A 16,003-nucleotide genomic window follows, 5' to 3' on the forward strand; every position below is an offset into this window, starting at 1 on the left:
ATGACAGACGTCGATATTCATTCCGGCCGGCAGTATCTCGCGGAGGTCTCGCGGCTGATCGGACGCGTGGCGGACGAGGAATGGGAGGGCATTTCGACGGCAGCGCGTCTCGTCGCCGACGCACTCGTCGCGGGGCGCAGCATCCACGCGTTCGGATCCGGGCATTCCCACCTCCTCGCCGAGGAGATGTATTACCGGGCGGGCGGACTCGTCGACGTCCGGCCGATCCTCTTCGAGGGGTTGATGCTGCACGCCGACGCCTCCCTCAGCACGAGCCTCGAACGCCTCTCAGGATTGGCCACCGTCCTCCTGGACGGCCATGGCGTGACCGCCGGTGATGTACTCCTGGTCTTCTCGAACTCGGGCCGCAATCCCGTCGCCGTCGAGCTCGCCGCGGACGCGAGGTCTCGCAGCTTGGCGGTGGTCGCGATCACGAGCAGGCGGCACTCCGCGTCGACGGCGCCTCGCGGCGGCGATCGGCGTCTGCTCGACGTGGCCGACGTCGTGATCGACAACGGTGGCGCGCCCGGGGATGCGGCGATCCAGATCGCGGGTCTGGACCGTGCGGTCGCGCCGACCTCGACCGCTGTCGGAGCTGCCATCGTCAACGCCATCGTCGCGGAGGCGGTCTCCATCGCGGTCGAGGCGGGAGTCGTCCCGCGCGTCTTCGCGAGCAGCAACATCGACGAAGGCGACGCGATCAACGCACTGCTGATGGAGCGCCGCGGATGACCGGCTCACCGTTCGGCATCGGTAAGACGGGTCACCCCGCCTTCGCAGAGCGCGGCGTCGTCGAGGGCTTCTACGGACGGCCGTGGTCGCATGAGCAGCGTCTCGACATGATCCGGTTCATCGGCGCCCGCGGCATGAACCGTTTCGTCTACGCACCGAAGGACGATCCGTTCATGCGGCGCGAGTGGGCGCGCGAATACGACGCCGGTGATCGAGCGCGCATCGAGGAGCTCGTCGACACGTGCACCGCGCACGCTGTCGAGTTCGTGTACTGCATCTCGCCCGGCTTGAGCATCCGCTACTCGAGCGCTCCCGATGCCGAGGCGCTGGTGGCGAAGCTCACGACGGTGGCGGGGCTCGGGGTGCGCCGCTTCGGCCTGCTGTTCGACGACATCCCCGCCCGTCTGCAGCACGATCAGGATCTCGTGCGATTCGGGAGCCTCGCCGAAGCTCAGAGCGCGGTGGCGAACGCGGTCTTCGAACGTCTTCGCGCCATGCATGCCGGCGCGAGCCTTGTCGTGTGCCCGACCGAGTACTGGGGGTACGGCGATGAGGCGTACATCAGAGAGCTCGGCGGCGCCCTCCACCCTGACATCGGCCTCTTCTGGACCGGCCGTGCGATCTGCTCTGCGACCCTCGACGTCGCAGACGCCGAGACGTTCGCGCGCGCAACCGGCCGCCGGCCGCTGTACTGGGACAACTACCCCGTCAACGACGTCGCGATGGGCCACGAGCTGCACATCGGTCCGTACCGCGGTCGCTCGCCCGAGCTGGACACGGTGTCGGGTGGCATCATCGCGAACGGCATGTCGCTGTTCGAATCGTCCAAGATCGCGTTCGCGACGATCGCCGACTACCTGTGGTCTCCGAAGGATTACGACCCCGAGGCGAGCTGGACTGTCGCGCTGCGAGACGTGGTGGGCGAGGAGGACGTCGATGCGTACCGCGACTTCGCCGAGAACGTCCGGTCGTCGTGCTTGAGCGCCGATGATGCCCCCTACGTGACGAGGGCGCTCGAGGATCACGCGTTCGCCATGCTCCTCGGAGATCCCCGCCGCGCGGCGGATGCCGTCCTTCCGCTGGCCGCGCAGCTGCGGGGCTCCGCAGACCACCTGCTGAGCGGGCGCTGCCGGAACACCGCCCTCGTCACCGAGGCGCGCCCATGGCTCGAGTCGTTCGAGCTCGGAGTCCGCGCCCTGGAGGTCATCGGCGCGCAGACCGCGCGCGGGCGACTGGAAGAAGGGGCCGCCGTGCTCGCCCCGATGCTCGCCGAGTTCCGCACTCGCGGGCGCCGTGTCTTCGGCGACGTCCTCGACATGACGCTGGACGATCTCTGCGGTCACCCGGAGTGGGCCTCGTGATCCGTTCGCCCCTCGGCCGCCGCGACCTGCCGGCCGTACCGACCACACCCGAGAAACAGGAGAAACGCATGAGAAGAAAGAGGATCGCAGCCGCGGCACTGGCGCTCACCGGCGCAGCCGCCCTCGCGCTCACCGGCTGCGCGGGGGGCGCGTCAGGTGGAGACGACCAGACGCTCCGCATCGCGATGGGATCGCCCGGTGAAGCGCAGATCCGCGTCTGGGACGAGGTCGCCGCGCAGTTCGAAGACGCGAACGAAGGCTGGACCGTCGAGTTGAACTATCAGGACGACGACATGTACCAGACCATCGGGCTCCCGAACCTGCTCAATGGCCGCAATGCGCCCGATATCTACTTCGAGTGGGTGGGCAATCGTCTGCTCCAACGCGACGAAGACGGGTTCGCGGCGGACCTCACCGAGCAGGTCGAGACCGGCGCCCTCGCGGGAGTCCTCGACCCCGCGCTGTACAACGCCGCCACGGTCGACGGCCGCATCCTCATGGTGCCCCACGTCGCCGACGTCTCCAACGTCCTCTGGTACAACACCGAGCTTCTTGCCGAGCATGGGGTCACGCCGCCGGAGACGTGGGAAGACCTGCTCGACGTGTGCGACGCGCTCAATGCCGCCGGGATCATCCCGATCGCCTCGGGGAACAAGGACCTCTGGGCTGCGGGAAACTGGCTCGGCCACCTCGTCTCGCGCGTCGTCGGCGCCGACGCCTACGACCAGGCGCTCTCCGGCAAGGCGAGCTTCGATACCCCGGAGTGGAAGGAGGCGTTCGGCTACATCGAGGAGCTTCACCAGCACGGGTGCGTCAACGAGTCGGTCAACGCGATCGACGACAACGAGGGTGCGCAGCTGTTCTTTCAAGAGAAGGCGGCCATGCACGCGATCGGCTCCTGGCTCGTGAGCTGGGCGATCGATGAGGCTCCCGATCTGGAGTTCGACTACGTGAATCTCCCGGCCATGCCGTCCGAGGTCGAGCCCGGCAGCGTCGAGGGTGTCATCACGGGCCATGTCGTGAACGCCCAGAGCTCACCCGACAAGATCGAGAAGGCGGCCGCGTTCCTCGCGATGCTGTACACGCCGGAGAACACCGAGGCCTTCATCGCCGCGGAGGCCGTGCCGCTCAGCGCGACGGCTTCGGAAGACATCGACGACCGCACGGTGCGGCTCAACACGATGCTGGGTGAAGCGGACGTCGTCATCAGTCCCGCCGACACCGGATACGACCTCGAGGTCGCCGACGCGTTCTATCGGGCACTCGCCGAAGTGCTCGGCGGTCGCGCGTCCGCCGACGATGCGGTGTCGCAGCTCGCGGAGCAGGTGGACTGAGACCGGTGGGGCGCTTCCCGCGGGGGGCGCCCCACCCGCGTATGTCCGCACACGCTCAGAGAGCTGAACCCATGAAGCCCCACCGAACACTGTCGCCGTACCTGTTCGTGGCGCCGGCCCTGGCCGTGTTCGCCTTCGCCGTGCTCGCGCCCTTCGTCACCACCGGCTACTACAGCCTCACCGAGTGGAACGGGTACGGCGACCAGCTCTTCATCGGCCTGCAGAACTACGTCGAGGCCGCACAGGACACGGTGTTCCAGCAGTCCTTCTTCAACGTCGTCGTCTACATCCTCGTGACGCTCGTCCTCGAGGTGGTCCTGGGGCTTCTGCTCGCGGGGCTGGTGCTGACCGTCAAGCGGGGAAGCATCTGGTTCCGCGTGGCCATCTTCACACCTGTCATGCTTCCGATGGTCGTCGTCGCGCTCCTGTGGTCCTTCGTCTACAACCCGGACTTCGGACTGCTCAACGCGGCGCTCACCCAGTTCGGCCTCGAGGAGTGGGCCCGCGTGTGGTTGGGCGACGAGCAGACCGCCCTTGTTGCGATCTGCGTCGTGTCGGGCTGGGTATATGCGGGCTTCTACATGACCATCTTCTATGCCGCGCTCCGGCAGGTGCCTGCGGAAGTCGTCGAGGCGGCGCGTCTCGACGGCGCCGGGGAGTGGGCGATCTTCTGGCGGGTCCGCGTTCCGATCATCCGCAACGCGATCGAGGTAGCCGTCCTGTTATGTGTGACCGGCGGATTCCAGTCGTTCGACCTCTTCTACGTGCTGACCAACGGTGGCCCGCACCACGCAACGGAGATCCCGACGACCTATCTGGTCCAAGCCGTGTTCCGCACAGGCGAGGTGGGGTACGGCTCCGCGATGGCGGTGATCCTCACGTTCGTCATCGTCGCCGTCGGGCTGCTCCTCACCGCGCTCCGGCGGGCCGCCGGACGTGAAGGACGGACCCACCGCAAGCTCGTCGCCGAGGCGAAGGAGGCCGCACGTTGAGCGCCGTCACGCGCCTGCGCCTCGTCCGCCCGCTCGTTCTGTTCGCGCTCGCCCTCCTGGCGCTCGCGTTCTTCGTCCCGCTGATCTGGATGGTGCTGTCGAGCTTCAAATCCAACTCGGAGATCTTCACGACCCCGTTCGCGCCCCCCACGCAGTTCGACTTCTCGGTGTGGGCGGAGGCGTGGGAGGTCGGCAACCTCGGACGGTATGCGCTCAACAGCGCGATCGTGACCGCGGTGTCGGTCCTCGCGATCCTCGTGCTCTCGTCCGCCGCCGCGTTCGCGTTCAGCCGGTATCGATTCCGCGGGGCGAAGCTGCTGCTCGGTCTCCTGTCACTCGGCCTCATCCTGCCGCTGCAGTCGTACTTCATCGCGCAGAGCACGATGTTCACGCAGCTCGAGCTCACCGACACGTACTTCGCCCTGATCATCCCCTACACGGCGATGGGGCTCCCCCTGGCGACGTACCTGCTCAAAGTGTTCCTCGACGAGATACCCGAAGAGCTCTTCGAGGCCGCGCGGATCGACGGCGCTGGAGACTTCCGCATCTTCCGCATGGTCGCGATGCCGCTGCTGCGGCCAGGGCTCGCCACGGTCGCGGTGTTCTCGGCGCTCTCCTGCTGGAACGAGTTCCTCCTCGCCCTGCTATACATCCAGGACGATGCCCTGAAGACGATTCCGACGGGCCTGCTCGCGTTCTCGAGCCGATACGTAACGGACTACAGCCTGCTGTTCTCCGCGCTGTCGATCGTGACGCTCCCGATGATCATCATCTACATCGCCTTCAACCGGCAGATCACCGAGGGCCTGACCGCGGGCAGCCTCAAGTAGACCGAGAACGACGAGGAGCGGATGCCGCAGGCATCCGCTCCTCGTCGTGTGGTGTCGTCGCGCTACGCGCCGGCCGCCAGATCCGGCGTCGCACTGATCTCGCCGCGCGGCGAGCTGGGAGAGGGCGCTGCGACATGTCGCGGGCGCGCGTGATGCCGAGCGGGTCGAGAACCGCGCACCCGCCGACGTTCCCGCCAAGAGAGAGTGGCGGCATCCACCGACTCGCCCTGGCTCATGGCGTCCTCCGCGGGAACCAGCAGTCCGCCCTCACTCCGCACCGCGGCGTCGAGTCGGGTGATTGGAACTCGTAGTGGTGCATCGCCGACCGTCCGCGCGTGCGTGACGTCGGCCCAGTGGCCGGTTCCCGCCAGTCCGATGTGCAGCGTCATGCCCGCACTTCGTGAGGGGTGTTCAGCGTGGCCCGCACTTCGTGAGGGGTGTTCAGCGTGGCCCGCAGTCGTTCACGGCGGGCGGAGGCAGAGCCGCGTTGGCCCACGAGCGCATCCAGGTGCTCGAGGCCCAGCAGCGCGGCGCCGACGATCGCCGCATCGGTGACGACCGAGACGACGGCGCCAGGCGCGACCGCGCCGATGCGTTCGAGCACGGGCTCGATGAGCGCCGGGTGACGGCTCGTGAGCATGCCGCCGCCCAGCACGACGTCGATGGGCGCGTCGAGCGCGTCGATGCGGCGTATCGTCGTGGTCGCGAGGAGTGCGATCTCTTCGGCCTGACGCTGCACGATTCCGGCGGCGACGGCGTCGCCCGCGTCGACCGCAGCAAACAGCAATGGCACAAGCTCGTGCATGCGATCACGGTCGATCGTGCCGAGGTGCATGCCTGTCGCGATCTCGACGGCGGACGAGCATCCGAAGTGCCGTGCAGCGAGCTCGGTCAGCAGGGTCGCCGGGCCACGGCCGTCCTCGTCGCGGCACGCATGCCAGAGCACTTCCTTGCCGATCGCGAACCCGCCGCCCCAATCGCCGGTGGCGCGGCCGAGTGCGGGATAGCGCACGTGACGTCCGTCGCGCGCGATCCCGACGCAATTGATGCCGCCCCCGCAGACGACGGCGACGCCCGCTGCGGCGTCGGTGCCCGCGCGAAGCATGGCGAAGGTATCGTTGTGCACCTCGACACGGGGGGCCCACCCGTAGGACGCGATCGCGTCGGCGATCGCCACCTCTTCCTCGGGGAGATCGGCGTTGGCGAGATAACCGGCGACGACGTCGACACGGGCGAGGCCGGCGATCGCGAGCACGTGTTCCACGGCGGGTGCCACTGTCGCGACAGCGGGGCCCGCACCGATGATGTGAGGCGCGAAAGGCCCCGAACGCGCGCGCGCGACGACCGTCCCCTCGAAGTCCACGAGCAGCACGTCGGTCTTGCTGTTGCCGCCGTCGAACGCGAGCAGTCGCGGTTCGGTCAATGCGCCCACGGCAGCCACTCCCTGTTCTCGACGATGAGCCGGTCGGCGAGCGCCTGCGCGGTCGCGTACTGCCCGACGAGCGGATGCGCGAGAAGGGCCCGTACCACCCGGTCGCGACCGCCGTGCAGTGCGGCCTCCACGCCGAGTTGCTCGTAGCGCGCGACATGCGCGACAAGCCCCGAGACAAGTGGAGGTGGCGCGGGCACTTGATGTGGGAGGATGCTGTCCGGTCCCACCTTGGCACGCACCTCGATGACCGCCTCGTCGTCGAGGAACGGCAGGATGCCGCGGTTGCGCACGTTGACGATGTGATCGCGTGCTGCGCCCGTACCGAGCAGGCTCGCGAGCAGGCCGACCGCGGCATCCGAGTAGTACGCACCGCCACGGCCGCGCAGCTGCGGGGGCGTGCGGTCGAGTGTCGGATCGGCATAGAGCTCGAGCAATTCCGCCTCTAGCGCCGCGACCTGCGCGGCGCGCGAGGGCCGGTCGACGGCGAGCGACACGAGCTCGTCGTGCTGGAAGTAGTAGCGCAGATAGTACGAGGGGATGACGCGCTCGGAGCGCAGCAGTGGGAGCGGCAGCTCGGTCTCCTCGACGAGCGCATCGCCGTGCACGTCGATGAGACGATCAAGCACCTCGGTGGCTGTCCCGTCGTCGTGCCGGATGCGCGCGCCGAGCTCCCAGCTGAGGTGATTGAGCCCGGCGTGGTCGAGCTCGATCCGTTCCGGCTCGACGCCGAGCAGCGAGGCGAAGAGCCGCTCGAAGCCGATCGCGACGTTACACAGGCCGACCGCGCGATGCCCGTCGTCGAGCAGCGCACGAGTCACCATCCCGACCGGGTTGGTGAAGTCGACGATCCAGGCGTCGGGGTTGACGGCACGCACCCGACGGGCGATGTCGAGCACGATCGGGATCGTGCGGAGCGCCTTGGCGAGTCCGCCGGCCCCCGTCGTCTCCTGCCCGATGCAGCCGCACTCGAGCGGCCAGCTCTCGTCGCGACCGCGGGCGGCCTGCCCGCCGACACGCAGTTGCACGAGCACTGCGTCTGCACCCTCTGCGGCCGCCGTGATGTCGGCAGTCGTGGTGACGCGGCAGGTACTGCCGGCAGCGGCGAGGATGCGCGATGTGAGCCCCGCGACGACCTCGATGCGTGCGGGGTCAGGGTCCACCAGCACGAGCTCCTCGACGGGGAAGGTCTTGCCGAGGCGAGCGATACCGTCCGCGAGCTCGGGCGTGTAGGTGGAGCCGCCGCCCACCACGGCCAGCCGGATGCGCCGCCCGCTCACGTCGTGAACACCCGGTCGCGTGCGATCCCGAGGCTCATGAGCATGGCGCCGTCGAGGATCGGAGTATCGGTCGCCACGGTGAGCGTGAGCGGCGGCGCCGCGGGCATGATCGCGGCGAGCTCCCGGGCGACCTGGGCGCGCAGCCGCTCGCCGCCGAGCCGCGCGAGCTCGCCGGCGAGCACGATACGCGCGGGGTCGAGCAATGCGATGACCGAGACGATGGCGCACGCGTAGCGGTTGCAGAGCTCGGCGACGGCAGGCGCTGCAGCGGGATCCTCGAGCAGTGCACTCAGCGCCTCGGGCGCGGTCGCTGCCTCGTGCCCGGCCGCGGCCGCGAGCCCACGCAGCGCCTGCTCGCCGACGATGCGCTCGAGCGCGCCGTCTGTGCGGCTCTTCGCATCGAGCACCGCACCGGGAATGAGCAAGAATGCGGCCTCGCCGGCTGCGCCGCGATTGCCGCGATGAAGCGCCCCGTCGATCATGATCGCTCCGCCGACGCCATCATCTAGCCAGAAGAGGAAGAAGCTCTCGGATTCGCCGCGGGCGGCGTGCCGCTCGGCGATCGCGGCGAGATTCACGTCGTTCTCGATGGCGATCGACGCGTTGGGGAACAGCACTCGCAGCTCGGCACCGACGGAGGGGTGCTGCCAGCCGGGCAGATGGTCGACGAAGCGGAGAGTGTCGGTCGCGATGTCGTAGGAGCCGGGCACGCTGACGACGATCGCATCGAGCTGGGCGGGCGAGAGTCCTACCGTGTCGCAGCAAGACCGGATGATGGCGGCGGCACTGTCCGGGCCGTTTGCGGCCTGATCGTTCTCGTCCACGCGCTCCATGACAATGGCCCCCGCGATGTTCGAGATGCGCACTCGCACGCTCCCGGGGCGCACGTCGACGGCGGCGGCATACCCGGCGGTCGGATTGACGCGGTAGAGCTGCGGTGCACGACCTCCGGGACCAGTCTCGCCGAACCCGCTCGGGTGCACGAGGCCGCTCTCTTCAAGCCGCTGGAGCAGCAACGACGCAGTGGGCTTCGAGAGCCCTGTGAGTGTGCGCACGTCGCTGCGGCTCAACGTGTCGTGCTCGATCAGCAGGTCGAGCACCACACGGTTGTTCAGAGTGCGTAGCAGGCCTGGCTGTGCGGGTGCCGGGCCGCGGTTGTCGCCTGGTACCGATGCGGTCACCACGATCCTCCGGGAAGTTAGGAAACTTTACTATCTCGACTGTAATAGGCCGCGGGACGTGCTGTCAACGCCCGTCCCCGCTGACGGAGAAGACCACCACACGAGCGTTGTCACACGCCGGTGTGGTGGTCTTCTCATGCGGCTCGCGTCGCGCTACTCCTTGATGATGCCGTGGTACCGGCCCATCCAGTACGGCAACGTGAACGTAAATCCGACGACAAAGCTCCCGCTGTTGTAATCGTAACCGGGATATACCCCCGTAGCCGCGTTCTCGGCTTCGAATGGATTCCCGTTGTTCTTCATTGCACGTCGCTCGTCAGGCGGCAATACATAGTTCGTCTGCTTGTAATCGTCGCGATCGCCCGGTTCGATGTAGAAGACATCCTGCCGGTCCATCTGCATCGGAAACTCGATCTGATATTCGTACTGCCGCGACAAGTATCGAACGGCCGACTGGAGATCGATGTCCTTCCGTTCCGGGTGCGCCAGCTGGTACAGGAACGTATAGTACGGATTCTCCTCACGCACCTCATTCACGTACCATTGATCGAATGCCGTGACGATCTGCCCGCGCTTGGTCGGATCGTTTTCCTGCAGAATGAGCGGATACAGCGCGAACCACGCCAACTCCTCGTCGGAGTAGTTGATGTACTGGGTCCAATCATGATGCAGAGTGGCGTTGATGTTGGAACGCTCCTGGACGTCATCGCCGGCTTCGGCATACGCAGCTTCATAATTGTCTCGGGTCACAATTTCATTGTTGTTGATCCCGTATGCATTCGTCGCTTGCCTGACGAGACGGCGATCAATATATTCGTTCGCCATGTCGATGTAGCCCTTGCCGTTGATGTACGGCTCTTCCTTGCTGTATCCCGACGCGTCGAAAAGCAGCTCATAGGCGTCCTTGTAATCTTGCTTGCCGATGATGTTGCTGGCCGTCTTGAGGATGGACATCACTTCCAACGCATTCAGTGGCGCATCCTCATACCCGTACGAAAGCGAATCTTCGCCATCCGCGTCGACGCCGACGTTGGAGGCCCATTCCAGACGCTGCTCCATCGCACCTGTGGCGTCGTTGAAATACTTGGCGAACCACTTGGACCACAGGGTCGATTTGCCGGTCGCATCTTCGATGTAGAAGTGATCATCTTTCAGAATCAGATCGGTCATGCGCTCGGTCGTCTGCTCGATGATGCCCTTGAGCGCGAGCATATCCGGATCGCTGCTCTCACCCACGAGGTACTCGTTGGCTGCGAAGAACAGAGCATAATGGCCGATGACCTCGTCAGACGACGTGTCTGCCTTGTAGACGATCTGGCTCATATCGATGTTGCCATCCTTGATCGCCGACTCAGGGAACAAGTCGTTGAAGAACGTCGGGATCTGCTCGTAGACCGGCACTGTGAGCTGAAACAGGGGCGGATTCGTGGCGCTTGTCCCGGTGTCAGCACTCGGGTTCTTCTTGGTGTTGGTAGCCGAACTGATGACCGGAAGCACTTGCTGCACCGAATCGTTCACTTTTACATAGACGTCGGTGCCCAGCTGTGCATCGGCAGGTCGTGAAGCGTTCAGCTTCGCCACCGCATCCGCCGTCAGCGTCAGCCCGTTGTAGTTCATCTCGCCGTCGCCCCCTGAAGGGAACAGCTTGCCGCCGATCTTGGTCATCGCATCTTTGGTCACGCGGACATTCGCGTAACCGATCGGCTCGATGAGGTTGCCGTCCTCATCGAAACGTTCCATGCTCGGAATGATGCCGTTCGGGTTCGACGAGCCGTCCATCACCGGATGGAACCAAAATCCATTCTGGCTCTGGTAGCCGAAGTCCGTGCCGTCAGAAGTCTGTGCTCCTGCTTCACTCGTCAACATGTACGAGCGTGCCGGAAAGCCATTGCCCCGGCCGGACACGTAGTCGAGCAGCAGCACCGCTTTCGTGGCGCGAAGTGCGGCATCCTTCGCCGCAGCGACGTCCGCCTGCGAGCCGCCCTGCTCGAGGAGGGTTCTGTAGCGGTAGATCTCACCGATGGCGTACATCGCCGTCCACAGTCCATCGTTGTCGGACGTTCCTGCATGCGATGTGAACGTGCCGTCGCTGTAGTTGATCCCGCGCGTCGCGTCGGTGGGGGTGAAGGTGAACCCCGCATCCGAGGTCATCCCCCTGCGATCATGAACCGCCTGAATGATGTCTTCATAGACAGCGGCCTTCTCCTGCAGCGTCTTGAACGGCATCGCAATATGCGTGATGCCTCGCGCATTCTGAACCCAAACACCGCCCTGTCCGTCGCTGGCCAGCGCAGTCACATGATCGTCACCGTCGAAGAGGTAGCGTGGTCCGGCAAAGTACTGCACGATGTCACGCTCATCCTCTTCATCGAAGTTGACGCGCTGCAGTCCGTTCTCAGTTCCGATCCAGTAGACGCCCTCGGCGTCCTTCACCACAGTCGTGACGTCATCGGTCACTTCGATCGGCAAGAACTTCAGCGCCGTCTTGTCCGTGACCCATTGAATCTCCGGCGTCGTCGTCCCGGGTTTGTAGTAGGTGACCTCTTTCGTGCGACTTGGTTCCAGCTTGACCGCCGAGAACGAGTCTGCCTGCGGCTTGGCCGCGAGAGCCGGCATCGCAGGCAGCGAGACCAGCAGAGCGGCCGCTGTAGCACTACCGATCAGCGCTTTGAGCTTCTTGTTCATGATTGACATGGAGTCGCTCTCCTTCCTTACTGGTAGATCCGCGCAACGCCGGATTCCGTGATCACGAACACGCCTTTGCCGTCATCGGAGATAAGCAGCAGCACTTTGTCATCGACGAGTTGGTCATCGGCTGCGTGGTACTCCGTCATCTTGTTGTTCTTCAGGTTGATCTTCGTGACGCCGTTGTCCGTGCCGATCCACATGGTCTTGCGCTTGTGGTCGATGACCGAGGTGTTCACACCGCGAAGCGCCGGGAAGAGAGAAGGCTTGACATCGAATTCGTGGTTCACGAAGGTGTTGGCGTTGGAAAGGTGTGTCGGCATGTCGACGCCGGGGTTGGCGGTCGCGGGGTGATACGTCGCGTCCTGAACAAAGCCGATGTACGTCTTCACCGCGGCTTCTGCATCGGATGAACCGAGCTTGCTCAGCGCCTCATCGTAGGTGTAGAGCACCGTCGTCTTCTGTGCGTGGACAGGCGGGGCAGCGAATACGGATGACGACGCTCCCATAAGGCAGGCGAGTATGGCGAAGATGAGAACCGCTGGTTTCCATTTGAAGCGCATGGCTTTTCCTTCCTAGTTGTGATGTAGCGATGATGTTGCCGACTTCACGTCGGTGGTTACTTCGAGCTTTCGTCAGTCCGCCAGCCACGACCTCCATCAAGTTAGGAAACTTTACTATCTGGAAGTTAGCGGCCATGGTCCGCAGTGTCAACGGTCGCCTTCACGTTCGCGGCCCCTGCTCCCCTGCGTGCTCGCAACCGAGCGGTAGACGCTCAAGGGCGGTCGCCGAAGCTGGGGCTCCCGCAGTGCCGCGCATCCGTGCCGCGCACCGACCGACGTCGTCCCGCGTGCCGATCACGACTCGACTACGTTTCGCGTCCGTGTGATCGGCTGTCATTGACAGAACCCCTGCGTCTAAGATCTAATCTGCAGATAGGAAACCTTACTAACTCGAAAGGTGACAACATGCGCAGCGTCGCACATGCCCGCCCGGTTCTGGCCTCCACAGCCGCATTCGCGGTGAACAAGCACCTGCGCACCGGCGTCGCGCTGGCGACGGCGGGCGTCGCGGTTCTCGCCCTCGCCGGCTGCTCCGGCGGTGCGTCGGCCGCGGATGACCACACCCTGCGCATCGCGATGGGCTCGCCCGGCGAGGCGCAGATCCGCGTCTGGGAGTCCGTCGCCGATGAGTTCGAGGCCGCCAACGACGGCTGGAAGGTCGACCTGAACTTCCAGAAGGACGATCTTTACCAGACGATCGGCCTGCCCAACCTTCTGAACGGCCGGAACGCGCCCGATCTCTACTTCGAGTGGGTCGGCAACCGGATGCTCGAGCGCGATGCGGACGGCTTCGCGGCCGATCTCACGCCCTTCATCGAGGACGGCCCTCTCACCGGCGTCCTCGATGAGTCCCAGTACGGGGCGGTGACCGTCGATGGGCGGATCCTCATGTTGCCGCACATCGCCGACGTCACCAACGTGCTCTGGTACAACACCGAGATCCTCGAGACCGCCGGTGTCGCGGTTCCGACCACATGGGACGAGCTGCTCGACGCGTGTGACACGCTCAACGAGGAGGGCTTCATCCCGATCGCGTCGGGCAACAAGGATCTCTGGGCGGCGGGCAACTGGCTCGCCCACCTCGTATCGCGCGTCGTCGGGCACGAGGCGTACGACAAGGCGCTCAGCGGCGAAGCCGACTTCGACACACCCGAATGGCAGAAGGCGTTCGGGTACGTGGAGGACCTCGCGGAGCACAAGTGCGTCAACGACTCGGTCAACGCGATCGACGACAACGAGGGCGCACAGCTCTTCTTCCAGGGCAAGGCCGCGATGCACGCGATCGGGTCGTGGCTCGTCAGCTGGGCCATCGACGAAGCGCCCGACCTCGACTTCGACTTCGAGAACCTCCCCGCGATGCCGTCCGAGGCCGACCCCGAGAGCGTCATCGGCGTCGTCACGGGGTACATCATCAACGCCAAGAGCGGCGACGAGAAGCAGGAGAAGGCGGCGGAGTTCCTCGCGTTGCTTAGCTCCGCCGAAAACACGCAAGCGTTCATCGAGGCCGAAGCGGTCCCGGTGACGGCGACCGCGTCCGACTCGATCGACGAGCGCACGGTGCGCCTCAACTCGCTCCTCTCGGAGTCTGAAGTCGTCATCAGCCCGCCCGACACCGGCTACGAGCTCGACGTCGCCGATGCCTTCTACCGCAGCCTCTCCGAGGTGCTCGGGGGTCGCACGACCGCCGAGGACGCCCTCGCGCAGCTGCAGGACACGCTGGCCAAGTAGGAACAATGCGGGGCCGAGGCGACTGCCTCGGCCCCGCATTGCACGATCGGAGGATTCATGAGGGCATACCGGCCCTTTGCCCCGTATCTGTTCATAGCCCCCGCACTCGTCGTCTTCGGCTTCGCTGTGCTCGTGCCGTTTGTCTTCACAGGCGCCTTCAGCCTCACGGAGTGGGATGGGTACAGCGAAGCGGTGTTCGTCGGCGTCGACAACTATGTGCGCGCCTTCGACGACGCAGTGTTCCAGCAGTCGTTCGTGAACGTCGTCCTGTACATCCTCGCGACGCTCGTCGTCGAGGTTCTCCTCGGCCTCGTCCTCGCCGGTCTCGCGATCTCGGTCAGACGCGGATCGCTCTGGTTCCGGGTCGCGATCTTCACACCGGTCATGCTCCCGATGGTCGTCGTCGCGGTCCTCTGGTCCTTCGTCTACAACCCCGACTTCGGGCTCCTCAACGGGGCACTGCGCGCGTTCGGACTCGGGGACTGGACGCGCGTGTGGCTCGGGGACGAGCAGACCGCGCTGCTCGCGATCTGCCTCGTGTCCGGATGGGTCTACGCCGGGTTCTACATGACGATCTTCTACGCGGCGCTCCGGCAGGTCCCCACCGAAGTCGTCGAGGCCGCCCGCCTCGACGGCGCGAAGGAGAGCACGATCTTCTGGCGAGTGCGGGTGCCCATCATCCGCAACTCAATCGAGGTCGCCATCCTCCTGTGCGTGACCGGCGGGTTCCAGTCGTTCGACCTCTTCTACGTCCTCACGAACGGCGGGCCGTACCACGCAACGGAGATCCCGACGACGTACCTCGTGCAGTCGGTCTTCCACACCGGGGAGGTCGGCTACGGCTCGGCCATGGCCGTCGTCCTCACGGCTGTCGTCGTCGCCATCGGCCTCATCACGACGACGCTGCGCCGCCGTGCGGATCGGCAGGATCGCGCACCGCGGAGGCCGAGTGACGACACAGCCGCGCTCGCGCCCGTGTCGCCCGCAGCACCCGTCGTCGCACCGGAGTTGGTCCGATGAGCGTCGGGATCCGGCTCGGCCGTGGCCTGGTCTACGTCGCGCTCGCCCTCCTGGCGCTCGCGTTCTTCGTCCCGCTGATCTGGATGGTGCTGTCGAGCTTCAAATCCAACTCGGAGATCTTCACGACCCCGTTCGCGCCCCCCACGCAGTTCGACTTCTCGGTGTGGGCGGAGGCGTGGGAGGTCGGCAACCTCGGACGGTATGCGCTCAACAGCGCGATCGTGACCGCGGTGTCGGTCCTCGCGATCCTCGTGCTCTCGTCCGCCGCCGCGTTCGCGTTCAGCCGGTATCGATTCCGCGGGGCGAAGCTGCTGCTCGGTCTCCTGTCACTCGGCCTCATCCTGCCGCTGCAGTCGTACTTCATCGCGCAGAGCACGATGTTCACGCAGCTCGAGCTCACCGACACGTACTTCGCCCTGATCATCCCCTACACGGCGATGGGGCTCCCCCTGGCGACGTACCTGCTCAAAGTGTTCCTCGACGAGATACCCGAAGAGCTCTTCGAGGCCGCGCGGATCGACGGCGCTGGAGACTTCCGCATCTTCCGCATGGTCGCGATGCCGCTGCTGCGGCCAGGGCTCGCCACGGTCGCGGTGTTCTCGGCGCTCTCCTGCTGGAACGAGTTCCTCCTCGCCCTGCTATACATCCAGGACGATGCCCTGAAGACGATTCCGACGGGCCTGCTCGCGTTCTCGAGCCGATACGTAACGGACTACAGCCTGCTGTTCTCCGCGCTGTCGATCGTGACGCTCCCGATGATCATCATCTACATCGCCTTCAACCGGCAGATCACCGAGGGCCTGACCGCGGGCAGCCTCAAGTAGACCGAGAACGACGAGGAGCGGATGCCGCAGGCATCCGCTCCTCG

The 16,003-nt window shown here is 65.6% G+C and carries 13 protein-coding genes; 8 read left to right on the forward strand and 5 right to left on the reverse strand.

The window, feature by feature from the left end; genetic code table 11:
- The 5 genes from AC3ANN_RS15305 to AC3ANN_RS15325 all read left to right on the forward strand — a co-directional run bounded on the left by AC3ANN_RS15305 (position 1) and on the right by AC3ANN_RS15325 (position 5,249).
- Positions 1 to 732, forward strand: coding sequence for an SIS domain-containing protein (locus tag AC3ANN_RS15305; protein ID WP_488338245.1), 732 nt, complete (start codon positions 1 to 3; stop codon positions 730 to 732).
- Entirely contained in the window at positions 729 to 2,093 is a 1,365-nt protein-coding gene (locus AC3ANN_RS15310; protein WP_488338246.1) for a protein O-GlcNAcase, read from the forward strand. Before AC3ANN_RS15305 ends, AC3ANN_RS15310 begins: the two co-directional genes overlap by 4 nt.
- A 68-nt stretch (positions 2,094 to 2,161) precedes the next feature.
- Complete coding sequence (locus AC3ANN_RS15315; RefSeq protein WP_488338247.1) at positions 2,162 to 3,427, forward strand: ABC transporter substrate-binding protein; 1,266 nt, start codon at positions 2,162 to 2,164, stop codon at positions 3,425 to 3,427.
- 71 nt (positions 3,428 to 3,498) lie between these two features.
- Positions 3,499 to 4,419, forward strand: coding sequence for a carbohydrate ABC transporter permease (locus AC3ANN_RS15320; RefSeq protein WP_488338248.1), 921 nt, complete (start codon positions 3,499 to 3,501; stop codon positions 4,417 to 4,419).
- Entirely contained in the window at positions 4,416 to 5,249 is an 834-nt protein-coding gene (locus tag AC3ANN_RS15325) for a carbohydrate ABC transporter permease (RefSeq protein WP_488338249.1), read from the forward strand. Before AC3ANN_RS15320 ends, AC3ANN_RS15325 begins: the two co-directional genes overlap by 4 nt.
- A gap of 385 nt (positions 5,250 to 5,634) precedes the next feature.
- On the opposite strand, the gene AC3ANN_RS15330 is transcribed toward AC3ANN_RS15325, so the two are convergent.
- The 5 genes from AC3ANN_RS15330 to AC3ANN_RS15350 form a co-directional block, all read right to left on the reverse strand.
- A complete protein-coding gene (locus AC3ANN_RS15330) occupies positions 5,635 to 6,681 on the reverse strand; it encodes an N-acetylglucosamine kinase (RefSeq protein ID WP_488338250.1) in 1,047 nt (348 codons plus the stop codon).
- Positions 6,669 to 7,958, reverse strand: coding sequence for a family 4 glycosyl hydrolase (locus AC3ANN_RS15335; RefSeq protein WP_488338251.1), 1,290 nt, complete (start codon positions 7,956 to 7,958; stop codon positions 6,669 to 6,671). The genes AC3ANN_RS15330 and AC3ANN_RS15335 overlap by 13 nt, the downstream gene beginning before the upstream one ends.
- A complete protein-coding gene (locus tag AC3ANN_RS15340) occupies positions 7,955 to 9,139 on the reverse strand; it encodes an ROK family transcriptional regulator (protein WP_488338252.1) in 1,185 nt (394 codons plus the stop codon). Before AC3ANN_RS15340 ends, AC3ANN_RS15335 begins: the two co-directional genes overlap by 4 nt.
- Positions 9,140 to 9,292: 153 nt before the next feature.
- Entirely contained in the window at positions 9,293 to 11,833 is a 2,541-nt protein-coding gene (locus tag AC3ANN_RS15345) for a hypothetical protein (RefSeq protein WP_488338253.1), read from the reverse strand.
- A 17-nt stretch (positions 11,834 to 11,850) separates the two neighbouring features.
- Positions 11,851 to 12,387, reverse strand: coding sequence for a hypothetical protein (locus AC3ANN_RS15350; protein ID WP_488338254.1), 537 nt, complete (start codon positions 12,385 to 12,387; stop codon positions 11,851 to 11,853).
- 405 nt (positions 12,388 to 12,792) lie between these two features.
- Between AC3ANN_RS15350 and AC3ANN_RS15355 the strand changes: the two genes are divergently transcribed.
- Genes AC3ANN_RS15355 through AC3ANN_RS15365 form a run of 3 tightly spaced genes read left to right on the forward strand, consistent with a single transcriptional unit; the run spans position 12,793 to position 15,959 of the window.
- Positions 12,793 to 14,115 carry an ABC transporter substrate-binding protein gene (locus tag AC3ANN_RS15355; protein ID WP_488338255.1) on the forward strand — a complete coding sequence of 441 codons (1,323 nt, stop codon included), beginning with the start codon at positions 12,793 to 12,795 and terminating at the stop codon, positions 14,113 to 14,115.
- A gap of 57 nt (positions 14,116 to 14,172) precedes the next feature.
- Entirely contained in the window at positions 14,173 to 15,135 is a 963-nt protein-coding gene (locus AC3ANN_RS15360) for a carbohydrate ABC transporter permease (RefSeq protein WP_488338256.1), read from the forward strand.
- Entirely contained in the window at positions 15,132 to 15,959 is an 828-nt protein-coding gene (locus AC3ANN_RS15365; RefSeq protein ID WP_488338257.1) for a carbohydrate ABC transporter permease, read from the forward strand. The genes AC3ANN_RS15360 and AC3ANN_RS15365 overlap by 4 nt, the downstream gene beginning before the upstream one ends.
- Positions 15,960 to 16,003: the final 44 nt, after the last annotated feature.

Source organism: Microbacterium sp. STRO-2N (assembly GCF_057747775.1).

Bases quoted from the DNA above. Each gene is read 5' to 3' on its own strand.
- AC3ANN_RS15305 (WP_488338245.1), top strand. From the start codon at position 1: ATGACAGACGTCGATATTCATTCCGGCCGGCAGTATCTCGCGGAGGTC.
- AC3ANN_RS15360 (WP_488338256.1), top strand. From the start codon at position 14,173: ATGAGGGCATACCGGCCCTTTGCCCCGTATCTGTTCATAGCCCCCGCA.
- AC3ANN_RS15315 (WP_488338247.1), top strand. From the start codon at position 2,162: ATGAGAAGAAAGAGGATCGCAGCCGCGGCACTGGCGCTCACCGGCGCA.
- AC3ANN_RS15345 (WP_488338253.1), bottom strand. From the start codon at position 11,833: ATGTCAATCATGAACAAGAAGCTCAAAGCGCTGATCGGTAGTGCTACA.
- AC3ANN_RS15355 (WP_488338255.1), top strand. From the start codon at position 12,793: ATGCGCAGCGTCGCACATGCCCGCCCGGTTCTGGCCTCCACAGCCGCA.
- AC3ANN_RS15320 (WP_488338248.1), top strand. From the start codon at position 3,499: ATGAAGCCCCACCGAACACTGTCGCCGTACCTGTTCGTGGCGCCGGCC.
- AC3ANN_RS15350 (WP_488338254.1), bottom strand. From the start codon at position 12,387: ATGCGCTTCAAATGGAAACCAGCGGTTCTCATCTTCGCCATACTCGCC.
- AC3ANN_RS15365 (WP_488338257.1), top strand. From the start codon at position 15,132: ATGAGCGTCGGGATCCGGCTCGGCCGTGGCCTGGTCTACGTCGCGCTC.
- AC3ANN_RS15310 (WP_488338246.1), top strand. From the start codon at position 729: ATGACCGGCTCACCGTTCGGCATCGGTAAGACGGGTCACCCCGCCTTC.